Raw genomic sequence first — 18,913 nt, forward strand, 5'->3', positions numbered from 1 at the left:
GATTTTATATATTTGCACCTCGATTTTAAGCAACAAAGAATTTAAAGTTATATACAATGTCAAGAGTTTGTGAACTTACAGGAAAGAAGGCCATGGTTGGTAACAATGTGTCTCATGCAATGAACAAAACTAAACGCAAGTTTCATGCGAATTTAGTTAAGAAACGTTTTTACATTCCAGAAGAAGACAGCTGGATAACTTTAAAGGTTTCTACATCTGCGTTAAAAACTATCAACAAAATAGGAATTTCTGCAGCAATTAAAGATGCAAAATCTAAAGGATTTTTAAAATAATAGCTGTATTTAATAAGAAAAAGACATGGCAAAGAAAGGCAATAGAATACAAGTAATCTTAGAGTGCACAGAGCACAAAGAGTCTGGACAACCAGGAACTTCAAGATATATTACAACTAAAAATAAAAAGAATACGCCAGACAGAATGGAGATTAAAAAATTTAATCCTATTCTTAAACGTATGACAGTTCATAAAGAAATCAAGTAAAAAAAATAGATCATGGCAAAGAAATCAGTAGCATCATTACAAACAGGATCTAAAAGATTAACAAAAGCAATAAAAATGGTTAAGTCTCCAAAAACAGGAGCTTACATGTTTGTTGAATCTATAATGAATCCAGAACAAGTAAACGACTTTTTAGCTAAAAAGTAATATACATTGTTTCAAGATATTATAAGCTGCTTTCTATACGAAAGCGGCTTTTTTATTTTATATTTGGTTTAAAGTTTTCATTTCCGAGTAATCGGGAATCTACTGCCATAATAACAGGTATTAATTTATGGTAAGGTAATTGACTTTAATTTTTAGGGCGTTACCACAAGGGTCGGGCTTTCCGCTATATCTTTTGCGAAAAAAGCAAAAGGATGTCGCTGCAATCCCTAACGCACTTTGTAGTTAATATTAACCAACCAACAAGAAAAATGAGTTTTTTTAAAAAAATATTTTCTTCAGAAAAAAAAGAAACCCTAGATAAAGGGTTAGAGAAAACTAAAACCAGCTTTTTAGGTAAACTAAGTAAAGCTGTAGCAGGAAAATCTAAGGTAGATGATGATGTTTTAGATAATCTTGAAGAGGTATTAGTATCTAGCGATGTAGGTGTAAATACAACTCTAAAAGTTATAGAACGTATTGAAGCTCGCGTATCAAAAGATAAATACTTAGGTACCGACGAACTAAATAAAATTCTACGCGAAGAAATTGCAGGATTATTAAGCGAAACAAATTCTGGCGAAGAAACCGAATACACAATACCTAATTTACCAAAACAAGCCAACGGAAGTAAAACACCTTATGTATTAATGGTGGTAGGTGTAAATGGAGTTGGTAAAACCACAACTATTGGTAAATTGGCTTATCAATTTAAAAAGCAAGGCTTAAAAGTAGTTTTAGGTGCAGCCGATACGTTTAGAGCCGCAGCTATAGATCAGCTTCAAGTATGGGCAGATCGCGTAGATGTACCTATGGTAAGACAAGAAATGGGTAGTGACCCTGCTTCTGTTGCTTTCGATGCTTTAGAGTCTGGAGTAAACCAAGATGCCGATGTTATTATAATAGATACCGCTGGACGTTTACATAATAAAATAAACCTAATGAACGAGCTTAGTAAAGTTAAGCGCGTTATGCAAAAAGTGGTTGGCGATGCACCACACGATGTTTTATTGGTTTTAGATGGTTCTACCGGTCAAAACGCATTCGAGCAAGCAAAACAGTTTACAGCAGCAACTGAGGTAACAGCTTTAGCAGTTACAAAATTAGATGGTACTGCCAAAGGTGGTGTTGTAATTGGTATATCAGACCAATTTAAAATTCCTGTAAAATATATTGGTGTTGGAGAGGGTATTGAAGATCTTCAGGTTTTTAATAAATTCGAGTTTGTCGATTCGTTTTTCAAATAATATAAAGTCAATCCCGCCAAGGCGGGATTTTTTTTTTTGATACTATTATATTTACATTGGCACTATAAAAGTTAAGTACTTTAAAGCTTAGTCAATTAAGGCATTAATTTTCGCCCATAAGTCATTATCAAAATTAGATAATGCAAAATTATCCTCGTCTGCCGCTTCTCCCATGCGTATTATTACAAGGTCTTTACTAGGTACAATATAAATTTTCTGGTCATTTTTACCTAAAGCAGCATACATATCATCTGGTGCATTTGGTATGAGTGTGCCATTAAATTCAATTTGCGAAGCAGGTAAATGATAGCTGTCTTTACCATTTAACCACCACATGTAACCATAAGCTTTATTTATATTTTGAGAAGTATTTGTAGCCTCACTTAAAAAATCTTGAGGTATAATTTGAGTATCTCCCCATTTGCCTTGGGCAGCAATTAATAGACCAAAGCGGGCCATACTTCTTGTATTACTCCAATATACACTTAGGTCGCCTAAATTAGTCCATTGCCCAGTCATACCAATTTTGTCTCTTAGTTTGGTGTTAAAATATTTAGACCATTCTTGGTTACTAGCACTAGCAATAACATCTTGCAATTTTACATATACATTGTGGTAGGCCCAACGTGAACCCGCATCGGTGAGGTATTGTAAGTTATCTGGCGATACACCATCACCCAACCTATCATCCAAACCAGAATTCATAGATAGCAAGTGTTTACATGTAATTAAATTTTCTTGTGCTGTGGTGGCACTAGTCCATCCTGTTCCTAAATAATTAGAAACTTTTTGCTCTATATGTATTAATCCTTCATCTTGAGCAATTCCGGTAACGGCAGTAGTTAAGGTTTTTCCTGCACTTCCCCAATACCATGATTTCGTGTTACTATGGTCGTTCATGTATTCTTCTAAAACAATTTTTCCCTTATGCAGAATCATAAAACTTTTAGTGTTTTTTTCTTCTAAAAAATCGAGTAGCGGTATTAGATTATTTGTGTTCCAATTCAATATAGAAGTGGTTGTGCTTTCCCAATATACACTATTAATTTCAGGGAAGTACAGCTCTTTTTGATGTGTTTCGGTCTCAGTAATCTCTTTAGAATTTCTAGAGCAGCTATTTAAAACAGTTATAATGATAATAAGATAGTAAGTTAATTTCATTTTTTTTTAAGTTAGTTAAATAACGTTATTAGCATTAATTAAGGACTTAATACATCGCAGTTATTTTTAGTTGTTTTCGTTAAATTGTGCGCGTGACAAATTAAAAAGTATAAACTTAAAATGTAAAGAATCCGATTTAAAACGTAAAACCAACAAAATTTAAAGCTATACCCTAAAATATTAAAAATATCTGATACTATGTACAAAGCAACGAATAGCATGAAGTATTTAGGAATCTTGTCTGTTGTATAATGAAATAAAAAGGTAAGAGTGGCTAATAGTATATGCGATATACCTAGACTAAATATACCTACACTACTATATTTTATTACACCCGTATAGTAATTAACTAAATCATTTATATTGTAAATAACATATAGGTTTAAGAGTACTACAATAGTTATTATGGGATATAGTTCAAACTTATTATGTAATAATATTTTTTGTTTTGGGTAAATATGTATAATAAAGAAAATATTTGCTATACTTCTAAAAGTATGAAGTCCCAATCTTAAAATAGAATTCTCGTAATCCCAAAAGCAAAACGAACTAAGGAGTAAAAAACTAAACCCTAATAAAAAGGCATATTTTTTTTTAGCGTAGGGCAAAAAAAAGAGGAACATAGCAGCCGTATTAATTATGTTTAAAAAAGGTAGTTTAATGGTCTTGCTAAAAAGAGTAAGTACTACATTTACTAAAAGGAGTAGCGTGGCTACGACTAGTACTTTTTTGTTATGTATAAACATTGTTTGGGACAATTTACTGGTAAATATAATAAATTACTTACGCAACTCTGTTTTTATTCAAAAAAAATCTATACTAATAGATAATCAATAAGGTAGTTTACTCTTCAAATCATTTGTTATCTTTGCGCACTAATTTTAAGCTATGCGCACAAAAACTCTTAAGAAGAACAAAATTAATGTAGTAACCCTTGGTTGTAGTAAAAATGTTTACGACAGCGAAGTGTTAATGGGGCAATTAAAGGCCAATGGAAAGGATGTTGCTCACGAAGAAGAGGGGAATATTGTTGTAATAAACACCTGCGGATTTATAAATAATGCTAAGGAAGAAAGTGTAAATACTATTCTTGAGTATGTTAAGAAAAAAGATGAAGGCGAAGTAGATAAGGTTTTTGTAACAGGTTGTTTAAGTGAGCGTTATAAGCCGGATTTAGTAAAAGAAATCCCTAATGTAGATGAGTATTTTGGAACCACTGAGTTGCCAGGACTTTTAAAAGCTTTAGGTGCCGATTATAAACACGAACTTATTGGAGAGCGTTTAACAACAACTCCAAAAAACTATGCCTATTTAAAAATTGCCGAAGGTTGCGACAGACCATGTTCGTTTTGTGCTATTCCTATCATGCGCGGGAAACACAGAAGTACACCTATTGAAGAGATTGTTATTGAAGCGGAGAAATTAGCAGCTAATGGCGTAAAGGAATTAATTCTTATCGCTCAAGATTTAACCTATTACGGATTAGATTTATATAAAAAACGAAACTTAGCCGAATTATTAGAAGCTTTAGTAAAGGTAGACGGTATTGAGTGGATTCGATTACATTACGCATTTCCTACAGGTTTTCCTTTAGATGTTTTAGATGTTATGAAACGCGAGGATAAGGTTTGTAACTATTTAGATATTCCTTTGCAGCATATTTCTGATGATATTCTTAAAAGTATGCGTCGCGGAACAACTAAAGAGAAAACTACAAAATTAATTTCTCAGTTTAGAGAAGCAGTGCCAGAAATGACTATTAGAACCACGCTTATTGTTGGATATCCTGGTGAAACTGAGGAACATTTTCAAGAATTAAAGCAATGGGTTAAAGATATGCGTTTTGAACGTTTAGGCTGCTTTACCTATTCGCATGAAGAAAACACACATGCTTATAATTTAGAGGATGATGTTCCGGAAGACGTTAAAATTGAAAGAGCAAATCAAATTATGGAAATTCAATCTCAAATCTCATGGGAGTTGAATCAACATAAAATTGGACAAGTGCTAAAGGTAGTTATCGACAGAAAAGAAGGTAACTATTTTGTTGGTAGAACCGAATTTGACTCACCAGACGTGGATAACGAAGTTTTAATTGATGCGACTAAAACCTACCTTAAAACTGGAGAATATACAACTGTTAAAATTATTGAAGCCGAAGATTTTGATTTGTATGCCGAAGTAGTAACAGCGTAAAACCGCCTTAAACAAAGGTGTCATCTTTTACCGTTGTCTCTTCAAGGGTATCAAAATTATAAAGGTTTCTGTCGAGTAAATGAGATGGATACACGTTTTGTAGTGCATGCATCATAACAGAACTTCTATCAGGAAAATCGGTTTCCCAATCGGCAATCATTTGTTTTACCTTTTTACGTTGTAAATTCTCTTGCGAGCCACATAAATTACAAGGAATTATTGGGAAATTCATGTAGTTCGAATAAACTTCTATATCACTTTCCTTGCAAAAGGCTAAAGGTCTTAAAACTACTAAGTCGCCTGCATCGTTTTTAAACTTTGGTGGCATGGTTTCCAGCTTTCCTGCAAAAAAGAAATTTAATAAAAACGTTTCTATAATATCGTTTCTATGATGGCCTAAGGCTAATTTGTTACATCCTAAATCTTTGGCAGCTTCGTATAATGTACCGCGACGTAATCTAGAACACAAGCTACAAGTTGTTTTGCCTTCGGGTGTTTTTTCCATAACCACCTTATAGGTGTTTTTTTCTATTATTTTATAATCAACTCCTAACTGGCTTAAGTAAGTTGGTAAAATAGCTTCAGGAAAACCAGGTTGTTTTTGGTCTAAGTTAACCGCTATAATTTTAAAGGATATTGGCGCTACTTTTTGAAAATGTAACATCATTTGTAAAAGCGTATAACTGTCTTTTCCTCCAGAAAGACACACCATAATAGAGTCGCCATCTTCAATCATTGAAAACTCTTTAATAGCTTCGCCAACGGCACGATGTAATTTTTTTGTAACCTGTTCCTTGTTTTCCATGAGTGCAAAAATATTATTTAATTGGATAATATGGAATATTTTAATCTTAAAGAAATTCTTTATTACTTTTGAATAATACCTAAATAATAAGCCATTGCGTTTTTTAGAAGTACTTAAAAAAATAGGAGAGCAGCCAATACAGGTTATAGAGGCGTCAAGATATATTCCGTTAGATTTATCTGAATCCAATTATGAGCTAAATGCCATCGATGTATCATCGGCCGAAAAGCTTGGAGATTATGTTAATAGTGTAATATCGAAAGGTCAGGCCGAAGTGGCTTACGGTGGTTATTTAGAAATTAGAAACATTTATAAACGCAGTATTCATTTTAATAATCAAGCCGAGAGCGAACGCAATATTCATTTAGGTGTTGATTTATGGTGTGCAGCAGAAACACCAATTTATGCACCTTTAGATGGCCGTGTGCATAGTTTTAATAACAATACCAATTATGGCGATTATGGTCCAACTATAATTTTGGAGCACCATTTTAATGGCACGGTGTTCTATACGCTGTATGGCCATTTAAGTTTAGCTTCTATAAATAGCTTAAAAGTTGGAACCGTTTTTAAACAAAATGAAGCCATAGCAACTCTTGGTGATGCTTCTGTAAATGGCGATTATCCGCCACATTTGCATTTTCAAATTATTAAGGATTTAGGAGACTTTAAAGGGGATTATCCCGGAGTTTGTAATAAAAAAGATTTGGAATTTTATAAAGAAAACTGTCCAAATCCGGAGCTTTTACTAAGCATCAAAGGCTAATTTAGACTTCAAATTAAAGTGCAAGAGTTTTTACTAATAAGCGGCCAAAATACTAGCAATTTTATTTAAATCTGTTTCAACTATTTCGGTTTCTGGAGCTAAAGGAAACCTTTGTTGTCCTGGTCTGTTTACAAAAGCAGCGCGCCAACCAGCCCAAAGTGCACCGGCAACATCCCAACCATGGGCTGCAATTAGCATACAGTCCTCTGGTTTTACGTCCATTTGTTTTGCTCCCCAAAGATAGGTGTCTGTAAATGGTTTAAATTTTCCGGTAGGCTCAACACTAAGCATGTCATCAAAATAATCCGTTAATCCAACATTTTTAAATTGGTTTTTTAATCCATCTTGCGATGAGTTTGTAAAAGCAACCAATTGGTATCCTGCTTTTTTTAAATCAACTAAAGCATCCTTAACCTCGTGGTGTGGCCGTAGGTTTTGCATAGAATCTGTAACAATGTTCCGAGCCTCATTTTCAGAAATTGAAATGTTATGGTTTGCCGCTACCATTTGCAGTGTAGCAGCACCTATATGTCCAAAAGAGTGATACGTACCACTTGCCGAAACCACTAACGAATACTGTAACATGGTTGTAAACCACAAAGGGAGCAATTCCTCTTTACCGCCTAAAGCTTCTCCAATCTGTTTTTTCATAGTAGATAGATCTAAAAGCGTTTCGTTTACATCAAAAAAAAGCACTTTAGGTTTTAAAGGTGTCATAGTATGCGTTATTTAGGTTTTTGCAAGCTGCTACTATTAGATACGAATGCTCATTATATTATGCATTAGCTTGTTCCGCTATTAGCTCGTTTAGCACTTGCTTAAATGTATCTATAGGTTGCGCGCCGGTAACAGCACTTTTTCGATTAAAAACAACCGTTGGCACCGAATTTACACCTAGGTTTTTCCAATAGTTTTGTGTTTGCCGTATTTGGTAACGTGTTTCCTCATTATCTAATTGGGCTAATGCGTCGTCTGCATTTAAACCTACGTTAATTAAGGCTTCTTTTAAAATATTTCTATCGGACACATCTTTACGGTCGCTAAAAAACGCCTTAGTTAGAGTCATTTTTAATTCGGTTTGCTTGCCAAACGCTTTAGCATATTCTAATAAAACATGAGCATTAAAGGTATTTACCATACGCATGTCGTCAAAATAATCAAATTTAAAACCGAGTTCTGCGCCAACTTCAGTCATGTGTTGTTGAGATTCCTTCTGCTGTTCTAAAGTAGCCCCATATTTTTCTGTAATATGTTCGGTTACATTTTGGCCTTCAGCGGGCATATTAGGATTCAATTCAAATGGCTGCCATTCAATTTCAATTTGGTCTTCAATACCTAATTCTTTTATGGCTTTTTCCAAACGCTTATAGCCAATGGTACACCAGGGACATACAACGTCTGATACGATATCTATTTTTAATTTTTCTTTCATAAACTTAAAATTAATAAACCTCCCGTAAATACGGAAGGTCTATTGCTATTAATCAAATTTAAAATATTAAGAGTTTACGTTTTCTTTAGACCAAGCAAATTTTTCAAATGAGGCATCTACCGGTGTATTGGCAATATGGTTTGTATAGTTACTTATGGTTTTTTGAGATAATCCTAAAATAATGTCTAAAACATGTTTTTCTTCATAACCAGCTGCGTAAAAGGTGTCTAAATCTGCTTGCGATACGTTACCACGATTTCTAACAATAGTTAAAGTCATAGTACGTAAGGCTTCTAGTTTCGAGCTTTCTAGAGGTGTTTCGTTACGTAAAGCTTCGGTAATAGCATCATCAATTTTCATCATTTTTGCAATACCTGTGTGTGCAGGAACACAATAATGACATGCATGCTCTACATTAATGGTTTGCCAAACCACAGTTAATTCCTCTTCGTTAAATGAAGATTGAGTAAATAGCTCATGTATAATTTGGTATGCTTTTAAAATTTGTGGAGAACTGGCTAAAACGCCGTGTAAACCGGGTATCATCCCGTAAGCTTTTTTAGAGTTTTCTAATAAAGGTTTTGCTTCTGTTGGAGCCGTTTCAATGTCGTGAATTTTTAAACTTGTCATAATTTTTATTTTATATTTATGTTAATTATTTCTAAACGTTCGTTTAGGTATTGTGTAAAAAAAGGTTATATATTTTTGAAAGTCATTTCAATATAATCTTCAATTTCTTGTGTTGTGTTTACTCTTGCTGCTGCTGCTAAACCATGCTTTGCTAATAATAAAAAGTTAGCTTGTTTTAAAACCGTTGCTTCAGTTTTGGTTGGATCCATCTTTAATTTTTCAATAATTATAGATTTTAAGTGATGCATAAAAGTATCCATCTGTGCTTTTATTAATTCGTCTTCCGTTTCAGAAAATTCATTATAAGTGTTTGTTACAAAACAACCTTTTAAATGCTCATTTTTAAAATTAGAGCTTACAGAATCGTAAAAGAATTGTTTAATATCTTTTACGCCACTAGTTCCGTTTTTAAATTTTTGCAAAACGTCGTTTACTTGGCATTTGTAACGTTTTAAACTTTCTAGAAACAATCCATGTTTATTACCAAAACTAGAATAAATGGAAAACTTATTAATGCCCATTTCTTTTTCTAACATCTGCATAGAGGTTGCCTCATAACCGTTTTTCCAAAAAAGGTACATTGCTTTTTCAAGGACTTCGTCTTCGTTATATTGTTTGGTTCTGGCCATTATTTTGTTTTACAATACAAAACTAACCAATCGGTTAGTAATAAAAAAGCTTTTAACATTAATTTAGTGTTTTAAGAATTAAAAGTAGAAAGTATTGGGTTTAGCAGGTTGGTTATAAAACAAAAAAAAGCCACTTTGTTTTAAAAAAGTGGCTTTTAAAATTATGTGTTTAAAAATTAAGACTTTGTAGCCTTAACGGTCACTTTTAATTCCATATCGTCATTAATAAATTTATCACCTAAATTATCAAAAATAGATTTAGATCCGTATTGTACATTCCATTTTGTACGGTCTATGGTAAACGTTTCACTAGTAAGTGTAATAGAACCATTCTCATTGGTAACCGTTACAGGAAATGTTACATTGTTTTTAGTTTCTTTAAGTAATAAGTTACCAGAAAGCATTGTTTTACCCTCAACTTCTTCTAAGCCCGTAATTGTAAATGCTGCGTTAGGATATTTTTCAACATCAAAGAAATCGGCATTTTTTAAGTGGCCAACAAGTTTTGCATTACCTTCATCATCTGCAGGAATGTCTAAAACAGTAATAGAGTTCATGTTAATAATAAAAGAACCACCAACAATTTTACCGTTTGTAACATCTAAAATACCATTTTCAATAGCAATAGTTCCGTTATGCGACCCAGTAGGCTTATAACCTGCCCACTCTATAGTTGAAGCATCTGTATTTACGGTATATTTTTCTGCGTTTACAACTTCTTCAACAGCTTCGGCTGCTGTGGTTGCAGCTTCCTTAGCTTTGTCTTTACAATTTGTTGCTGTTACAGCTAAAGCTGTTACAAATAAAATCTTTGCAATATTTTTTTTCATTTTAAAATGTTTTAAATGTTATTGTGTAAAATTAGGCAATACCTAGCAAAAAAAAAATTATAATTATTTTAATGACATTATGACATTTTTATAATAATGGCAGTACTTTTGCCAACTTAAATTTAAGATTGAAAAAATTGAATTTACCATGAGTAATAAAGAAAATAAAGATATAGAGAACGAACAAGCGGAAGCTAACCAAGACCAAGCAGTTGAGGTTGGAGCACAGGTTGAGGAACAAGTTGAAGAGCCAGCAGAAGAGGAACTTACCAAAGAAGAAAAACTTGAAGCTGAAGTAAAGCAAGAGAAAGATAAGTTTTTAAGGCTATTTGCAGAGTTTGAAAATTATAAAAGACGTACCGCTAAAGAGCGTATAGAATTATTTTCTACCGCAAGCGAAGGTGTTATGAAAACTCTATTACCTGTTTTAGATGATTTTGAACGTGCATTAACGCATATTGAAGACGATAAGGAAGCTGAAGAATTGCGTAAAGGTGTATTATTAATTTACCAGAAATTAATAAAAACACTTGAACAAAAAGGGTTAAAGCCTATGGAGGTTAAAAAAGGCGATGTTTTTAATGCCGACAACCATGAAGCTATAACACAAATACCTGCACCTTCCGATGATATGAAGGGGAAAATTATCGACATCGTTGAAAAAGGATACCTTTTAGGAGAAAAAGTAATTCGTTTTCCTAAAGTAGTTATAGGGCAATAAAAAGTATTAATAATTAAAAAACATCCTTTAGGTTTTAAAGGATAGGAATAGGAATGGCTAAAAGAGATTTTTACGAAATATTAGGGATAAGTAAAGGGGCTAGTGCAGCCGAAATAAAAAAAGCTTACAGAAAAAAAGCGATTGAATTTCACCCTGACAAAAACCCAGATGATAAGGACGCAGAGGCTAAGTTTAAAGAAGCGGCCGAAGCCTATGAGATATTAAGCGACGAAAACAAAAAAGCACGTTACGACCAATACGGACACCAAGCCTTCGAGAATGGTGGCGGTGGCGGCGGCTTTGGCGGCGGCATGAATATGGACGACATATTTAGTCAGTTTGGTGATATCTTTGGCGGCGGCGGAGGCGGTTTCTCTGGTTTTGGCGGTGGCGGTGGCCAACGTCGAGTTAAAGGGAGTAACTTACGTATTCGTGTAAAATTAACTTTAGAGGAAATAGCTACTGGAGTCGATAAAAAAATTAAAGTAAAACGTAAGGTGCAAGCACCAGGAACTACCTATAAAACATGTTCTACATGTGGCGGTTCTGGACAAGTAACACGTATTGCTAATACTATTTTAGGTAGAATGCAAACCTCGGCACCTTGTAATGTATGTGGTGGCGCCGGACAAACTATCGATAAAAAACCTAGCGATGCAGATGCACAAGGTTTAAAAGTAGCCGAAGAGACTGTATCTATTAAAATACCGGCAGGTGTTGTTGATGGTATGCAACTTAAAGTATCTGGTAAGGGTAACGAAGCTCCTGGTAACGGCATTTCTGGAGATTTAATTGTTGTTATTGAAGAAGAAGCACACGCAAAATTACAGCGTGAAGGTGATAATTTACATTACGATTTGTATGTAAGTTTCCCTGATGCTGTTTTAGGAACATCAAAAGAAATTGAAACTGTAACTGGTAAAGTACGTATTAAGGTTGAAGCTGGTGTACAATCGGGCAAAATTTTACGCTTACGCGGAAAAGGTATACCTAGTATAAACGGTTACGGCAAAGGCGATTTATTAGTGCATGTTAATGTATGGACGCCAAAAACATTGAATAAACAGCAAAAAGACTTTTTTGAGTCTATGCAAGATGATGAGCATTTCTCACCAAAGCCAGAAAGCTCAGATAAATCATTTTTTGAGAAAGTTAAAGATATGTTTTCTTAAAAATAGTTATATAGTAATAAAAAAATCCGCTTTTAAGCGGATTTTTTTTTGCTTAATAATGCCTTAGGTTTAACAATAAAACTTACTGTATCCGTTGAATTTTAGAAGTTATTTTGGTGATTATCTAGTATTTGTATTGAAAAAAAACTATATTTGAATATCACTAATTTATTTTAGTGATAATTTTTCTTTTTCATAGCAATTTTTTTCCCATCCTTAATTTATTAAGGGTGGGTTTTGTTTTTTAGTAAAACTTAATTTTTTAAATACTTTTAATAGAGAAACACTTTTAAGTAGACATAGGTTTTAAGTTACTAATACGCTTTTTGTTAATTTGCAAAATCTGTATCATAATAGTCATAATTATTACTAAAAGCGTCAAGCTTCTAAAGCAACATTTAATATATTTACGGTCTTACAGTTAATAAAAAACGCAACATGAATAACTTACTTGAAGTCAATAATGTTTCTAAGTATTTTGGAGACTTTAAAGCTTTAAACAATGTGTCGGTATCTATTCCTAAAGGAAGTATATTTGGTCTTTTAGGACCTAACGGAGCAGGAAAAACAACGCTAATACGTATTGTAAATCAAATTACAATGCCAGATGCTGGTTCGGTAGTTTTAGATGGCGAAGCACTGTCTCAAAAGCATATCATGGATATAGGTTATTTGCCAGAGGAACGAGGTTTATATAAGTCTATGAAAGTAGGTGAGCAGGCTATTTATCTTGCCCAGTTAAAAGGTTTAAGTAAGGCCGAGGCTAAAAAACGTTTAAAATATTGGTTTGAACGTTTGGAAATTGGCGATTGGTGGAACAAAAAAATTCAAGAGCTATCTAAAGGGATGGCGCAAAAAATACAATTTGTTGTTACGGTATTGCACGAACCTAAACTTTTAATATTCGATGAGCCATTTTCGGGATTCGATCCTATAAATGCTAATTTAATTAAAGATGAAATTTTACGCTTACGCGAAAACGGAGCAACCGTAATATTTTCTACTCACAGAATGGAATCGGTAGAAGAGTTGTGCGATGATATTGCATTAATTCATAAATCGAATAAAATATTGGATGGTAAATTGGTTGATGTAAAACGACAATTTAAGATTAATACGTTTGAAGTTGGTATTCGCTCAAACAATCAACTAGAGCTAGAAAAAGAAATCTCCGAAAAGTTTAGTGTTTCAAAGGCTAATTTTAAAACCTTAGAGGATGAGCTTAAGTTAAATATAAAAATAAATCCAGGCGAAAATCCAAATGATTTATTAAACTATTTAACCCAAAAAGGTGAGGTGTCTCATTTTGTAGAGCTTATTCCTAGTGTGAACGATATATTTATTCAAGCTGTAAATAATAGTTAATAGTATGAACCATTTACCACTTATTATAAAACGAGAATATTTAACTAAGGTTAAAAACAAATCGTTTATTATTATGACGTTTTTGAGTCCGTTAATCTTTATTACGTTTATAGCTGTTATTGCCTATTTAACACAATTAAATAACGATAAAGTAAAAGTTATTTCGGTTTTAGATGATTCAGGATTGGTGCGTCATGTGTTTAAAAGTACCGAGCATACGGCTTATAATAATTTAGAAGGCATGTCGTTAAATGATGCTAAAGCTTTGGTGCAAGAATCAGAAGGTTACGGATTGCTATATATATCTAAAGTTTCAGAAGGACCAATAAAGTCTAAAAATGTAACGTTTTATTCAGAAGAGTCGCCATCAATTACTTTAATTTCAGCAATAGAAAATAAAATTCAAACGGAATTAACCCTTCAAAATAGAATACATGAAGGCATAGATGTAGAAAAGTTAGAAGCTTCAAAAGTTCAAATTGAAATTAATCAAGAAAGTTTTAAAGGTGAAAAAACATCGAAAGTAGATAGTGTTGTAAAATTAATTTTTGGAGGTGCAGCGGGTTATTTGCTCTTTATGTTTATTATTATTTATGGTAATATGATAATGCGTAGTGTTATTGAGGAGAAAACGAGTAGGATTATTGAAGTTATTATTTCTTCAGTAAAACCTGTACAACTAATGTTGGGTAAAATTATTGGAACCTCGCTAGCTGGGATATCGCAATTTGTAATTTGGATTATTTTAGGCGGTGTTTTAATGACGGTGGCATCGTTTGTATTAGGTGTAGACTTGGCACAAATGCAAACACCACAGCAGCAAATGGTGGAACAAGCCATGGCAACTCCAGAGATTAATAGCGAAATTCAAAACATTGTTACGGCTTTTTTTAATTTGCCTTTGCTTAATTTAATAACGGCATTTATTTTATTTTTTATTTGCGGTTATTTACTTTACAGTTCGCTGTATGCAGCTATTGGAGCAGCTGTGGATAATGAAACCGATACCCAACAATTTATGCTACCCATTTTAATGCCACTAGTACTGGCTGTTTATATAGGTATATTTACGGTTATTGAAGATCCTCATGGTACGGTGTCTACCGTGTTTTCATTTATACCATTTACATCGCCCGTAGTTATGCTTATGCGTATTCCTTTTGGTGTGCCTATTTGGCAACAAGTGGTATCTTTGATAATATTAATAGGTACATTTATGTTTACCGTTTGGTTTGCTGCAAAAATTTATCGTGTTGGTATTTTAATGTACGGTAAAAAACCGAGTTATAAGGAATTGATTAAATGGATTAAGTATTAAAATGAATCAAAGTATAGAACAAATAGAAGAGACTATAAAAGAAAGCTCACTTTGGGAAAAGATTACAGACTTTTTAAATCTGCACTACGATTTTAGTAAAGATATAAGTATTTCTATTAGGGATGTTATTGTTATTATAACCGTAATTTTTATTACTACCTTATTACTAAAATTAGTTTTAAAAATTATTACCAGAAATTTACCAGCCGAGAATAAGGGTAAATTTAATGTGGTTTATGGCTATTTTAGGTGGTTAATATACTTGGTTATTTTATTAATTACGTTAAATAGTTTAGGTGTTAATGTTACGGCTGTTTTTGCGGCATCGGCAGCATTAATGATTGGTATTGGTTTAGCGTTACAAACCCTGTTTCAAGATATTATTTCGGGTGTTTTTATTCTTATAGACCAAACGGTTCATGTAGGCGATATTATTGAGCTAGAAGGCAAAGTAGGACGAGTAGAAGAAATTAAATTAAGAACCACAAGAGCTACAACTATAGACAATAAAGTGCTTATTATTCCAAATCACTTATATTTAACAACTAGCTTGTATAACTGGACTCAAAACGGAACATCAACAAGAGAAAGTGTTTCTGTAGGAGTGGCTTATGGTAGCGATGTGCAATTAGTTAAAAAGCTACTTTTAGAAGCCGCAAAAAAGCAAAAAGATGTTCTTAAATTTCCAGAACCAACGGTACTATTTACAAATTTTGGCGATAGTTCATTAGACTTTAAAGTGGCCTTTACTATTAACGATAGTTTTAATGCGCGTATTCCACAAAGTGAAATTCGATTTGAGATTGATAGATTATTCAGAAAACACAATATAACCATACCATTTCCGCAAAGAGATGTTCATATTTTTAACCCAAAAGAGTAATACAAAATCAAGACCATTACATTAAAACATAGAATTAAAGATGCCCTAAAATACCTGCTTATTTTAGGAGGTCTTACATGTTTTCAATTAGGTAATGCCCAACTTACAGATTTAGCGCGTTTGGAGTATTCCTTTATTCCGCAAAGTAATTCCGAAGATCAATATACAAGACTAAGAGCGCTTGTAAATTACCCTATTAAAATTAAAGACGATAATTATTTAATAGTAGGTGCAGAGTATAATCGTATTTTACTTAATTTAGAAGACGATTATCCTTTTGATGTTTCTAGTCTAAAAAAAATTCATGTTATCGATTTAAATTTAGGCTACACATTTAAATGGAACCAAAGTTGGCGGTTTGGTGTAAAGGTTAATCCTCGAATAGCTTCTACGCTATCTCAACCCATAGGATCTCAGGATTTATTTATTAATGGTGGCGCGTTTTTTATAAATGATAAAAGGAAAGACGAGAGTTTAAAACGGCCGTATCGCTTAATTTTAGGTTTAACTTATAATGCGACTACAGGACTTCCGTTTCCGTTGCCTTTTGTTAGTTATTTTAGAGAAATAAACGAAAATTGGAGTTTTAATGCAGGGGTACCAAAGTCCAATTTAAAATACACGTTTAACGAGCGCAACAACATGCAGGTTTTTGTGGGCTTAGATGGATATATGGCGCACCTTCAAGATGCTACCATTATAGACGGTAAAAAAACAGAGCATATATCATTATCTGTTGCTATTGGAGGATTAGGGTTCGAGCATTGCTTTACAAAACATTTAGTAGCTTACATGTATAGTGGTTATACATTTAGGTTAAATAACGTTTTACGTAATAAAGATAGAGATGAAGTTTTTAAATTTAACACGTTAAATGCTTTTTATTTAAGAACAGGATTAAAATTTAAAATTTAAGTATGTCAAAAATTTTAGTAATTGAAGATGAAGCAGCTATTAGACGCGTGCTTGTAAAAATTCTTTCAGAAGAAAACGAAGCCTATAAAGTAGATGAAGCAGAAGATGGTTTGGCAGGTATTGAAAAAATAAAAGACGAAGATTTCGACTTAATACTTTGCGATATTAAAATGCCAAAAATGGATGGTGTCGAGGTGCTAGAGGCTGTTAAAAAAATAAAACCTGAAGTTCCAATAGTTATGATTTCTGGTCATGGCGATTTAGATACAGCAGTAAATACAATGCGTTTAGGAGCTTTCGATTATATATCGAAACCACCAGATTTAAACCGTTTATTAAATACCGTACGCAATGCTTTAGATAGAAAAGAATTGGTTGTCGAGAACAAAATTCTTAAAAAGAAGGTTAGCAAAAAATATGAGATGATTGGCGAAAGCGAAGTCATATCTCAAATTAAATCCATTATCGATAAAGTAGCACCAACCGATGCGCGTGTGTTAATTACTGGACCTAACGGAACAGGAAAAGAATTAGTAGCCCATTGGTTGCACGAAAAGAGTACACGCTCTAAAGGAAGTTTAATAGAAGTTAACTGTGCAGCCATACCAAGCGAGTTAATTGAAAGCGAATTGTTTGGTCATGTAAAAGGCGCGTTTACAAGTGCAAATAAAGACCGTGCGGGAAAATTTGAAGCCGCTAATGGCGGTACTATTTTTCTAGACGAAATAGGCGATATGAGTCTTTCTGCCCAAGCCAAAGTATTACGTGCATTGCAAGAAAGTAGGGTGCAACGTGTAGGTAGCGATAAAGACATTAAGGTCGATGTTAGGGTTATAGCAGCAACCAACAAAAATTTAAAAAAGGAGATAGAAGAAGGTAGATTTCGAGAAGATTTATACCACAGACTAGCCGTAATTTTGGTTAAAGTTCCAGCCTTAAACGATAGGCGAGAGGATATTCCCTTATTAGTAGAGCATTTTTCAAACAAAATAGCTAGCGAGCAAGGAACGGCCAAAAAAGGCTTTTCAGATAAAGCTATAAAACTGCTTCAAGAGTACGATTGGACCGGAAATATTAGAGAGCTTCGTAACGTTATAGAGCGTTTAATTATCCTTGGTGGTAACGAGGTAAGCGAACAAGATGTAAAGCTATTTGCATCAAAATAAATTTAAAATATAAAGACACATGCAAGTAGATAATTATAAAGTAACATCGGCCATTAGTCTTAAAAAATCGGTAACAAAAGTTGTTGTAGACGATGCCGAAAAGGAACTTAAAAAAGTTCGTAAAAAACTAGGTAAACTACAAGATACCCTTTATGCACACGGCAAATATGCGGTTTTAGTGTGTATTCAAGGTATGGACACCGCCGGAAAAGACAGTTTAATTCGCGAAGTCTTTAAAGATTTTAATGCACGAGGAGTGGTGGTTCATAGTTTTAAAGTGCCAACGCCGTTGGAGTTAAAACACGATTTTTTATGGCGCCATTACATCGCGCTTCCGGCACGAGGTAAATTTGGCGTTTTTAACCGCACGCATTACGAAAATGTGCTGGTAACACGCGTACATCCAGAGTATGTAATGGGCGAAAATATTCCGGGTATAAACACCGTAAACGATGTTAACGATGCCTTTTGGGACAAGCGTTTCGAGCAAATAAATAACTTCGAGAAGCACATTGCCCAAAACGGAACCATAATTTTTAAATTCTTCTTAAACCTATCCAAGGACGAACAGAAAAATAGACTTCTACGTCGCCTTAACAAGAAAGAAAAAAACTGGAAATTCTCGGCAGGCGATTTGGAAGAGCGCAAATTATGGGACGCGTATCAAACCTATTACGAAGAGGCTATAAATAGAACATCCAAGCCACATGCACCTTGGTTTACTGTGCCGGCAGACGATAAACCATCGGCACGATTCATTATGGCAAAAATCATGTACAACACCTTAAGCACATACACCGATATTAAAGAACCAGAATTAGACGATAAGGTTAAAGCCAACATCGAAATGTATAAGCAAGAGCTAAGTAACGAGTAGGTTTTGGGCGTTTTAACACGCTTTCACTACTCAATCTTTTTTGTGTATTTAGTGTTTTCGTAGCATTAAAAGGGGGGTATTTAAAAATATAACCCCTTTATAAGGTTTTGGTTAACACAAAAAAGGATTTCAAACAT

Annotated in this window: 21 protein-coding genes; 14 read left to right on the plus strand and 7 right to left on the minus strand. The window is 33.6% G+C overall.

What is annotated here, in order from left to right; all coding sequences use genetic code 11:
- Nucleotides 1-56 precede the first annotated feature (56 nt).
- The 4 genes from rpmB (at nt 57) to ftsY (ending at nt 1,910) form a co-directional block, all read left to right on the plus strand.
- Nucleotides 57-293, plus strand: a complete 237-nt coding sequence (gene rpmB / locus BMY96_RS13165; protein WP_092852938.1) for a 50S ribosomal protein L28 — start codon at nt 57-59, stop codon at nt 291-293.
- Between the two features lie 25 nt (nt 294-318).
- Nucleotides 319-501 carry a 50S ribosomal protein L33 gene (rpmG, locus tag BMY96_RS13170; protein WP_007648529.1) on the plus strand — a complete coding sequence of 61 codons (183 nt, stop codon included), beginning with the start codon at nt 319-321 and terminating at the stop codon, nt 499-501.
- 12 nt (nt 502-513) lie between these two features.
- Entirely contained in the window at nt 514-666 is a 153-nt protein-coding gene (locus BMY96_RS13175) for a DUF4295 domain-containing protein (RefSeq protein ID WP_092852940.1), read from the plus strand.
- 269 nt (nt 667-935) lie between these two features.
- Nucleotides 936-1,910 carry a signal recognition particle-docking protein FtsY gene (gene ftsY / locus BMY96_RS13180; protein WP_092853093.1) on the plus strand — a complete coding sequence of 325 codons (975 nt, stop codon included), beginning with the start codon at nt 936-938 and terminating at the stop codon, nt 1,908-1,910.
- 87 nt (nt 1,911-1,997) lie between these two features.
- Here the strand turns inward: ftsY and BMY96_RS13185 are convergent, their stop codons facing one another.
- A complete protein-coding gene (locus BMY96_RS13185) occupies nt 1,998-3,071 on the minus strand; it encodes a serine hydrolase domain-containing protein (RefSeq protein WP_092852942.1) in 1,074 nt (357 codons plus the stop codon).
- 888 nt (nt 3,072-3,959) lie between these two features.
- On the opposite strand from BMY96_RS13185, the gene rimO reads away from it, so the two are divergent.
- Nucleotides 3,960-5,267: a 30S ribosomal protein S12 methylthiotransferase RimO gene (rimO, locus tag BMY96_RS13195; protein ID WP_092852946.1), complete on the plus strand. Its 1,308-nt coding sequence runs from the start codon at nt 3,960-3,962 to the stop codon at nt 5,265-5,267.
- 7 nt (nt 5,268-5,274) lie between these two features.
- Here rimO and ttcA read toward each other — a convergent pair whose 3' ends face one another.
- Nucleotides 5,275-6,072, minus strand: coding sequence for a tRNA 2-thiocytidine(32) synthetase TtcA (ttcA, locus tag BMY96_RS13200; RefSeq protein ID WP_092852948.1), 798 nt, complete (start codon nt 6,070-6,072; stop codon nt 5,275-5,277).
- A gap of 94 nt (nt 6,073-6,166) precedes the next feature.
- Here ttcA and BMY96_RS13205 point away from each other — a divergent pair, with 94 nt between their 5' ends.
- The gene (locus BMY96_RS13205; protein ID WP_092852950.1) at nt 6,167-6,838 is read left to right on the plus strand and encodes a peptidoglycan DD-metalloendopeptidase family protein; all 672 of its coding nucleotides are present in this window, start codon (nt 6,167-6,169) and stop codon (nt 6,836-6,838) included.
- Nucleotides 6,839-6,871: 33 nt separating this feature from the next.
- On the opposite strand, the gene BMY96_RS13210 is transcribed toward BMY96_RS13205, so the two are convergent.
- The 5 genes from BMY96_RS13210 to BMY96_RS13230 all read right to left on the minus strand — a co-directional run bounded on the left by BMY96_RS13210 (nt 6,872) and on the right by BMY96_RS13230 (nt 10,359).
- On the minus strand, nt 6,872-7,555 hold the full coding sequence (locus BMY96_RS13210) for a haloacid dehalogenase type II (RefSeq protein ID WP_092852952.1): 684 nt from the start codon (nt 7,553-7,555) through the stop codon (nt 6,872-6,874).
- A 58-nt stretch (nt 7,556-7,613) separates the two neighbouring features.
- Nucleotides 7,614-8,270, minus strand: a complete 657-nt coding sequence (locus tag BMY96_RS13215) for a DsbA family oxidoreductase (protein WP_092852954.1) — start codon at nt 8,268-8,270, stop codon at nt 7,614-7,616.
- A gap of 66 nt (nt 8,271-8,336) precedes the next feature.
- Nucleotides 8,337-8,900, minus strand: coding sequence for a carboxymuconolactone decarboxylase family protein (locus BMY96_RS13220; RefSeq protein WP_092852956.1), 564 nt, complete (start codon nt 8,898-8,900; stop codon nt 8,337-8,339).
- A 65-nt stretch (nt 8,901-8,965) separates the two neighbouring features.
- A complete protein-coding gene (locus BMY96_RS13225; protein WP_092852958.1) occupies nt 8,966-9,529 on the minus strand; it encodes a TetR/AcrR family transcriptional regulator in 564 nt (187 codons plus the stop codon).
- A 176-nt stretch (nt 9,530-9,705) separates the two neighbouring features.
- Nucleotides 9,706-10,359 (minus strand): YceI family protein, encoded by a 654-nt coding sequence (locus BMY96_RS13230; RefSeq protein ID WP_092852960.1) that lies wholly within the window; start codon nt 10,357-10,359, stop codon nt 9,706-9,708.
- A 148-nt stretch (nt 10,360-10,507) separates the two neighbouring features.
- Between BMY96_RS13230 and BMY96_RS13235 the strand changes: the two genes are divergently transcribed.
- From BMY96_RS13235 to BMY96_RS13270, 8 genes are all read left to right on the plus strand, one after another.
- Nucleotides 10,508-11,080: a nucleotide exchange factor GrpE gene (locus BMY96_RS13235; protein WP_092852962.1), complete on the plus strand. Its 573-nt coding sequence runs from the start codon at nt 10,508-10,510 to the stop codon at nt 11,078-11,080.
- Nucleotides 11,081-11,133: 53 nt separating this feature from the next.
- Nucleotides 11,134-12,252 carry a molecular chaperone DnaJ gene (gene dnaJ / locus BMY96_RS13240; RefSeq protein WP_092852964.1) on the plus strand — a complete coding sequence of 373 codons (1,119 nt, stop codon included), beginning with the start codon at nt 11,134-11,136 and terminating at the stop codon, nt 12,250-12,252.
- Between the two features lie 438 nt (nt 12,253-12,690).
- The gene (locus BMY96_RS13245; RefSeq protein ID WP_092852966.1) at nt 12,691-13,617 is read left to right on the plus strand and encodes an ABC transporter ATP-binding protein; all 927 of its coding nucleotides are present in this window, start codon (nt 12,691-12,693) and stop codon (nt 13,615-13,617) included.
- A gap of 4 nt (nt 13,618-13,621) precedes the next feature.
- Nucleotides 13,622-14,935 (plus strand): ABC transporter permease, encoded by a 1,314-nt coding sequence (locus BMY96_RS13250; RefSeq protein WP_092852968.1) that lies wholly within the window; start codon nt 13,622-13,624, stop codon nt 14,933-14,935.
- A gap of 1 nt (nt 14,936) precedes the next feature.
- Nucleotides 14,937-15,818 carry a mechanosensitive ion channel family protein gene (locus BMY96_RS13255; protein ID WP_092852970.1) on the plus strand — a complete coding sequence of 294 codons (882 nt, stop codon included), beginning with the start codon at nt 14,937-14,939 and terminating at the stop codon, nt 15,816-15,818.
- Between the two features lie 120 nt (nt 15,819-15,938).
- Nucleotides 15,939-16,733, plus strand: coding sequence for a DUF6268 family outer membrane beta-barrel protein (locus tag BMY96_RS13260; protein ID WP_245750649.1), 795 nt, complete (start codon nt 15,939-15,941; stop codon nt 16,731-16,733).
- Nucleotides 16,734-16,735: 2 nt separating this feature from the next.
- Nucleotides 16,736-17,899, plus strand: coding sequence for a sigma-54-dependent transcriptional regulator (locus BMY96_RS13265; protein ID WP_092852974.1), 1,164 nt, complete (start codon nt 16,736-16,738; stop codon nt 17,897-17,899).
- A gap of 19 nt (nt 17,900-17,918) precedes the next feature.
- The gene (locus tag BMY96_RS13270) at nt 17,919-18,776 is read left to right on the plus strand and encodes a PPK2 family polyphosphate kinase (protein WP_092852976.1); all 858 of its coding nucleotides are present in this window, start codon (nt 17,919-17,921) and stop codon (nt 18,774-18,776) included.
- Nucleotides 18,777-18,913: the final 137 nt, after the last annotated feature.

Origin of the sequence: Algibacter pectinivorans (genome assembly GCF_900112595.1) — a bacterium.
Taxonomy (GTDB): domain Bacteria; phylum Bacteroidota; class Bacteroidia; order Flavobacteriales; family Flavobacteriaceae; genus Algibacter_B; species Algibacter_B pectinivorans.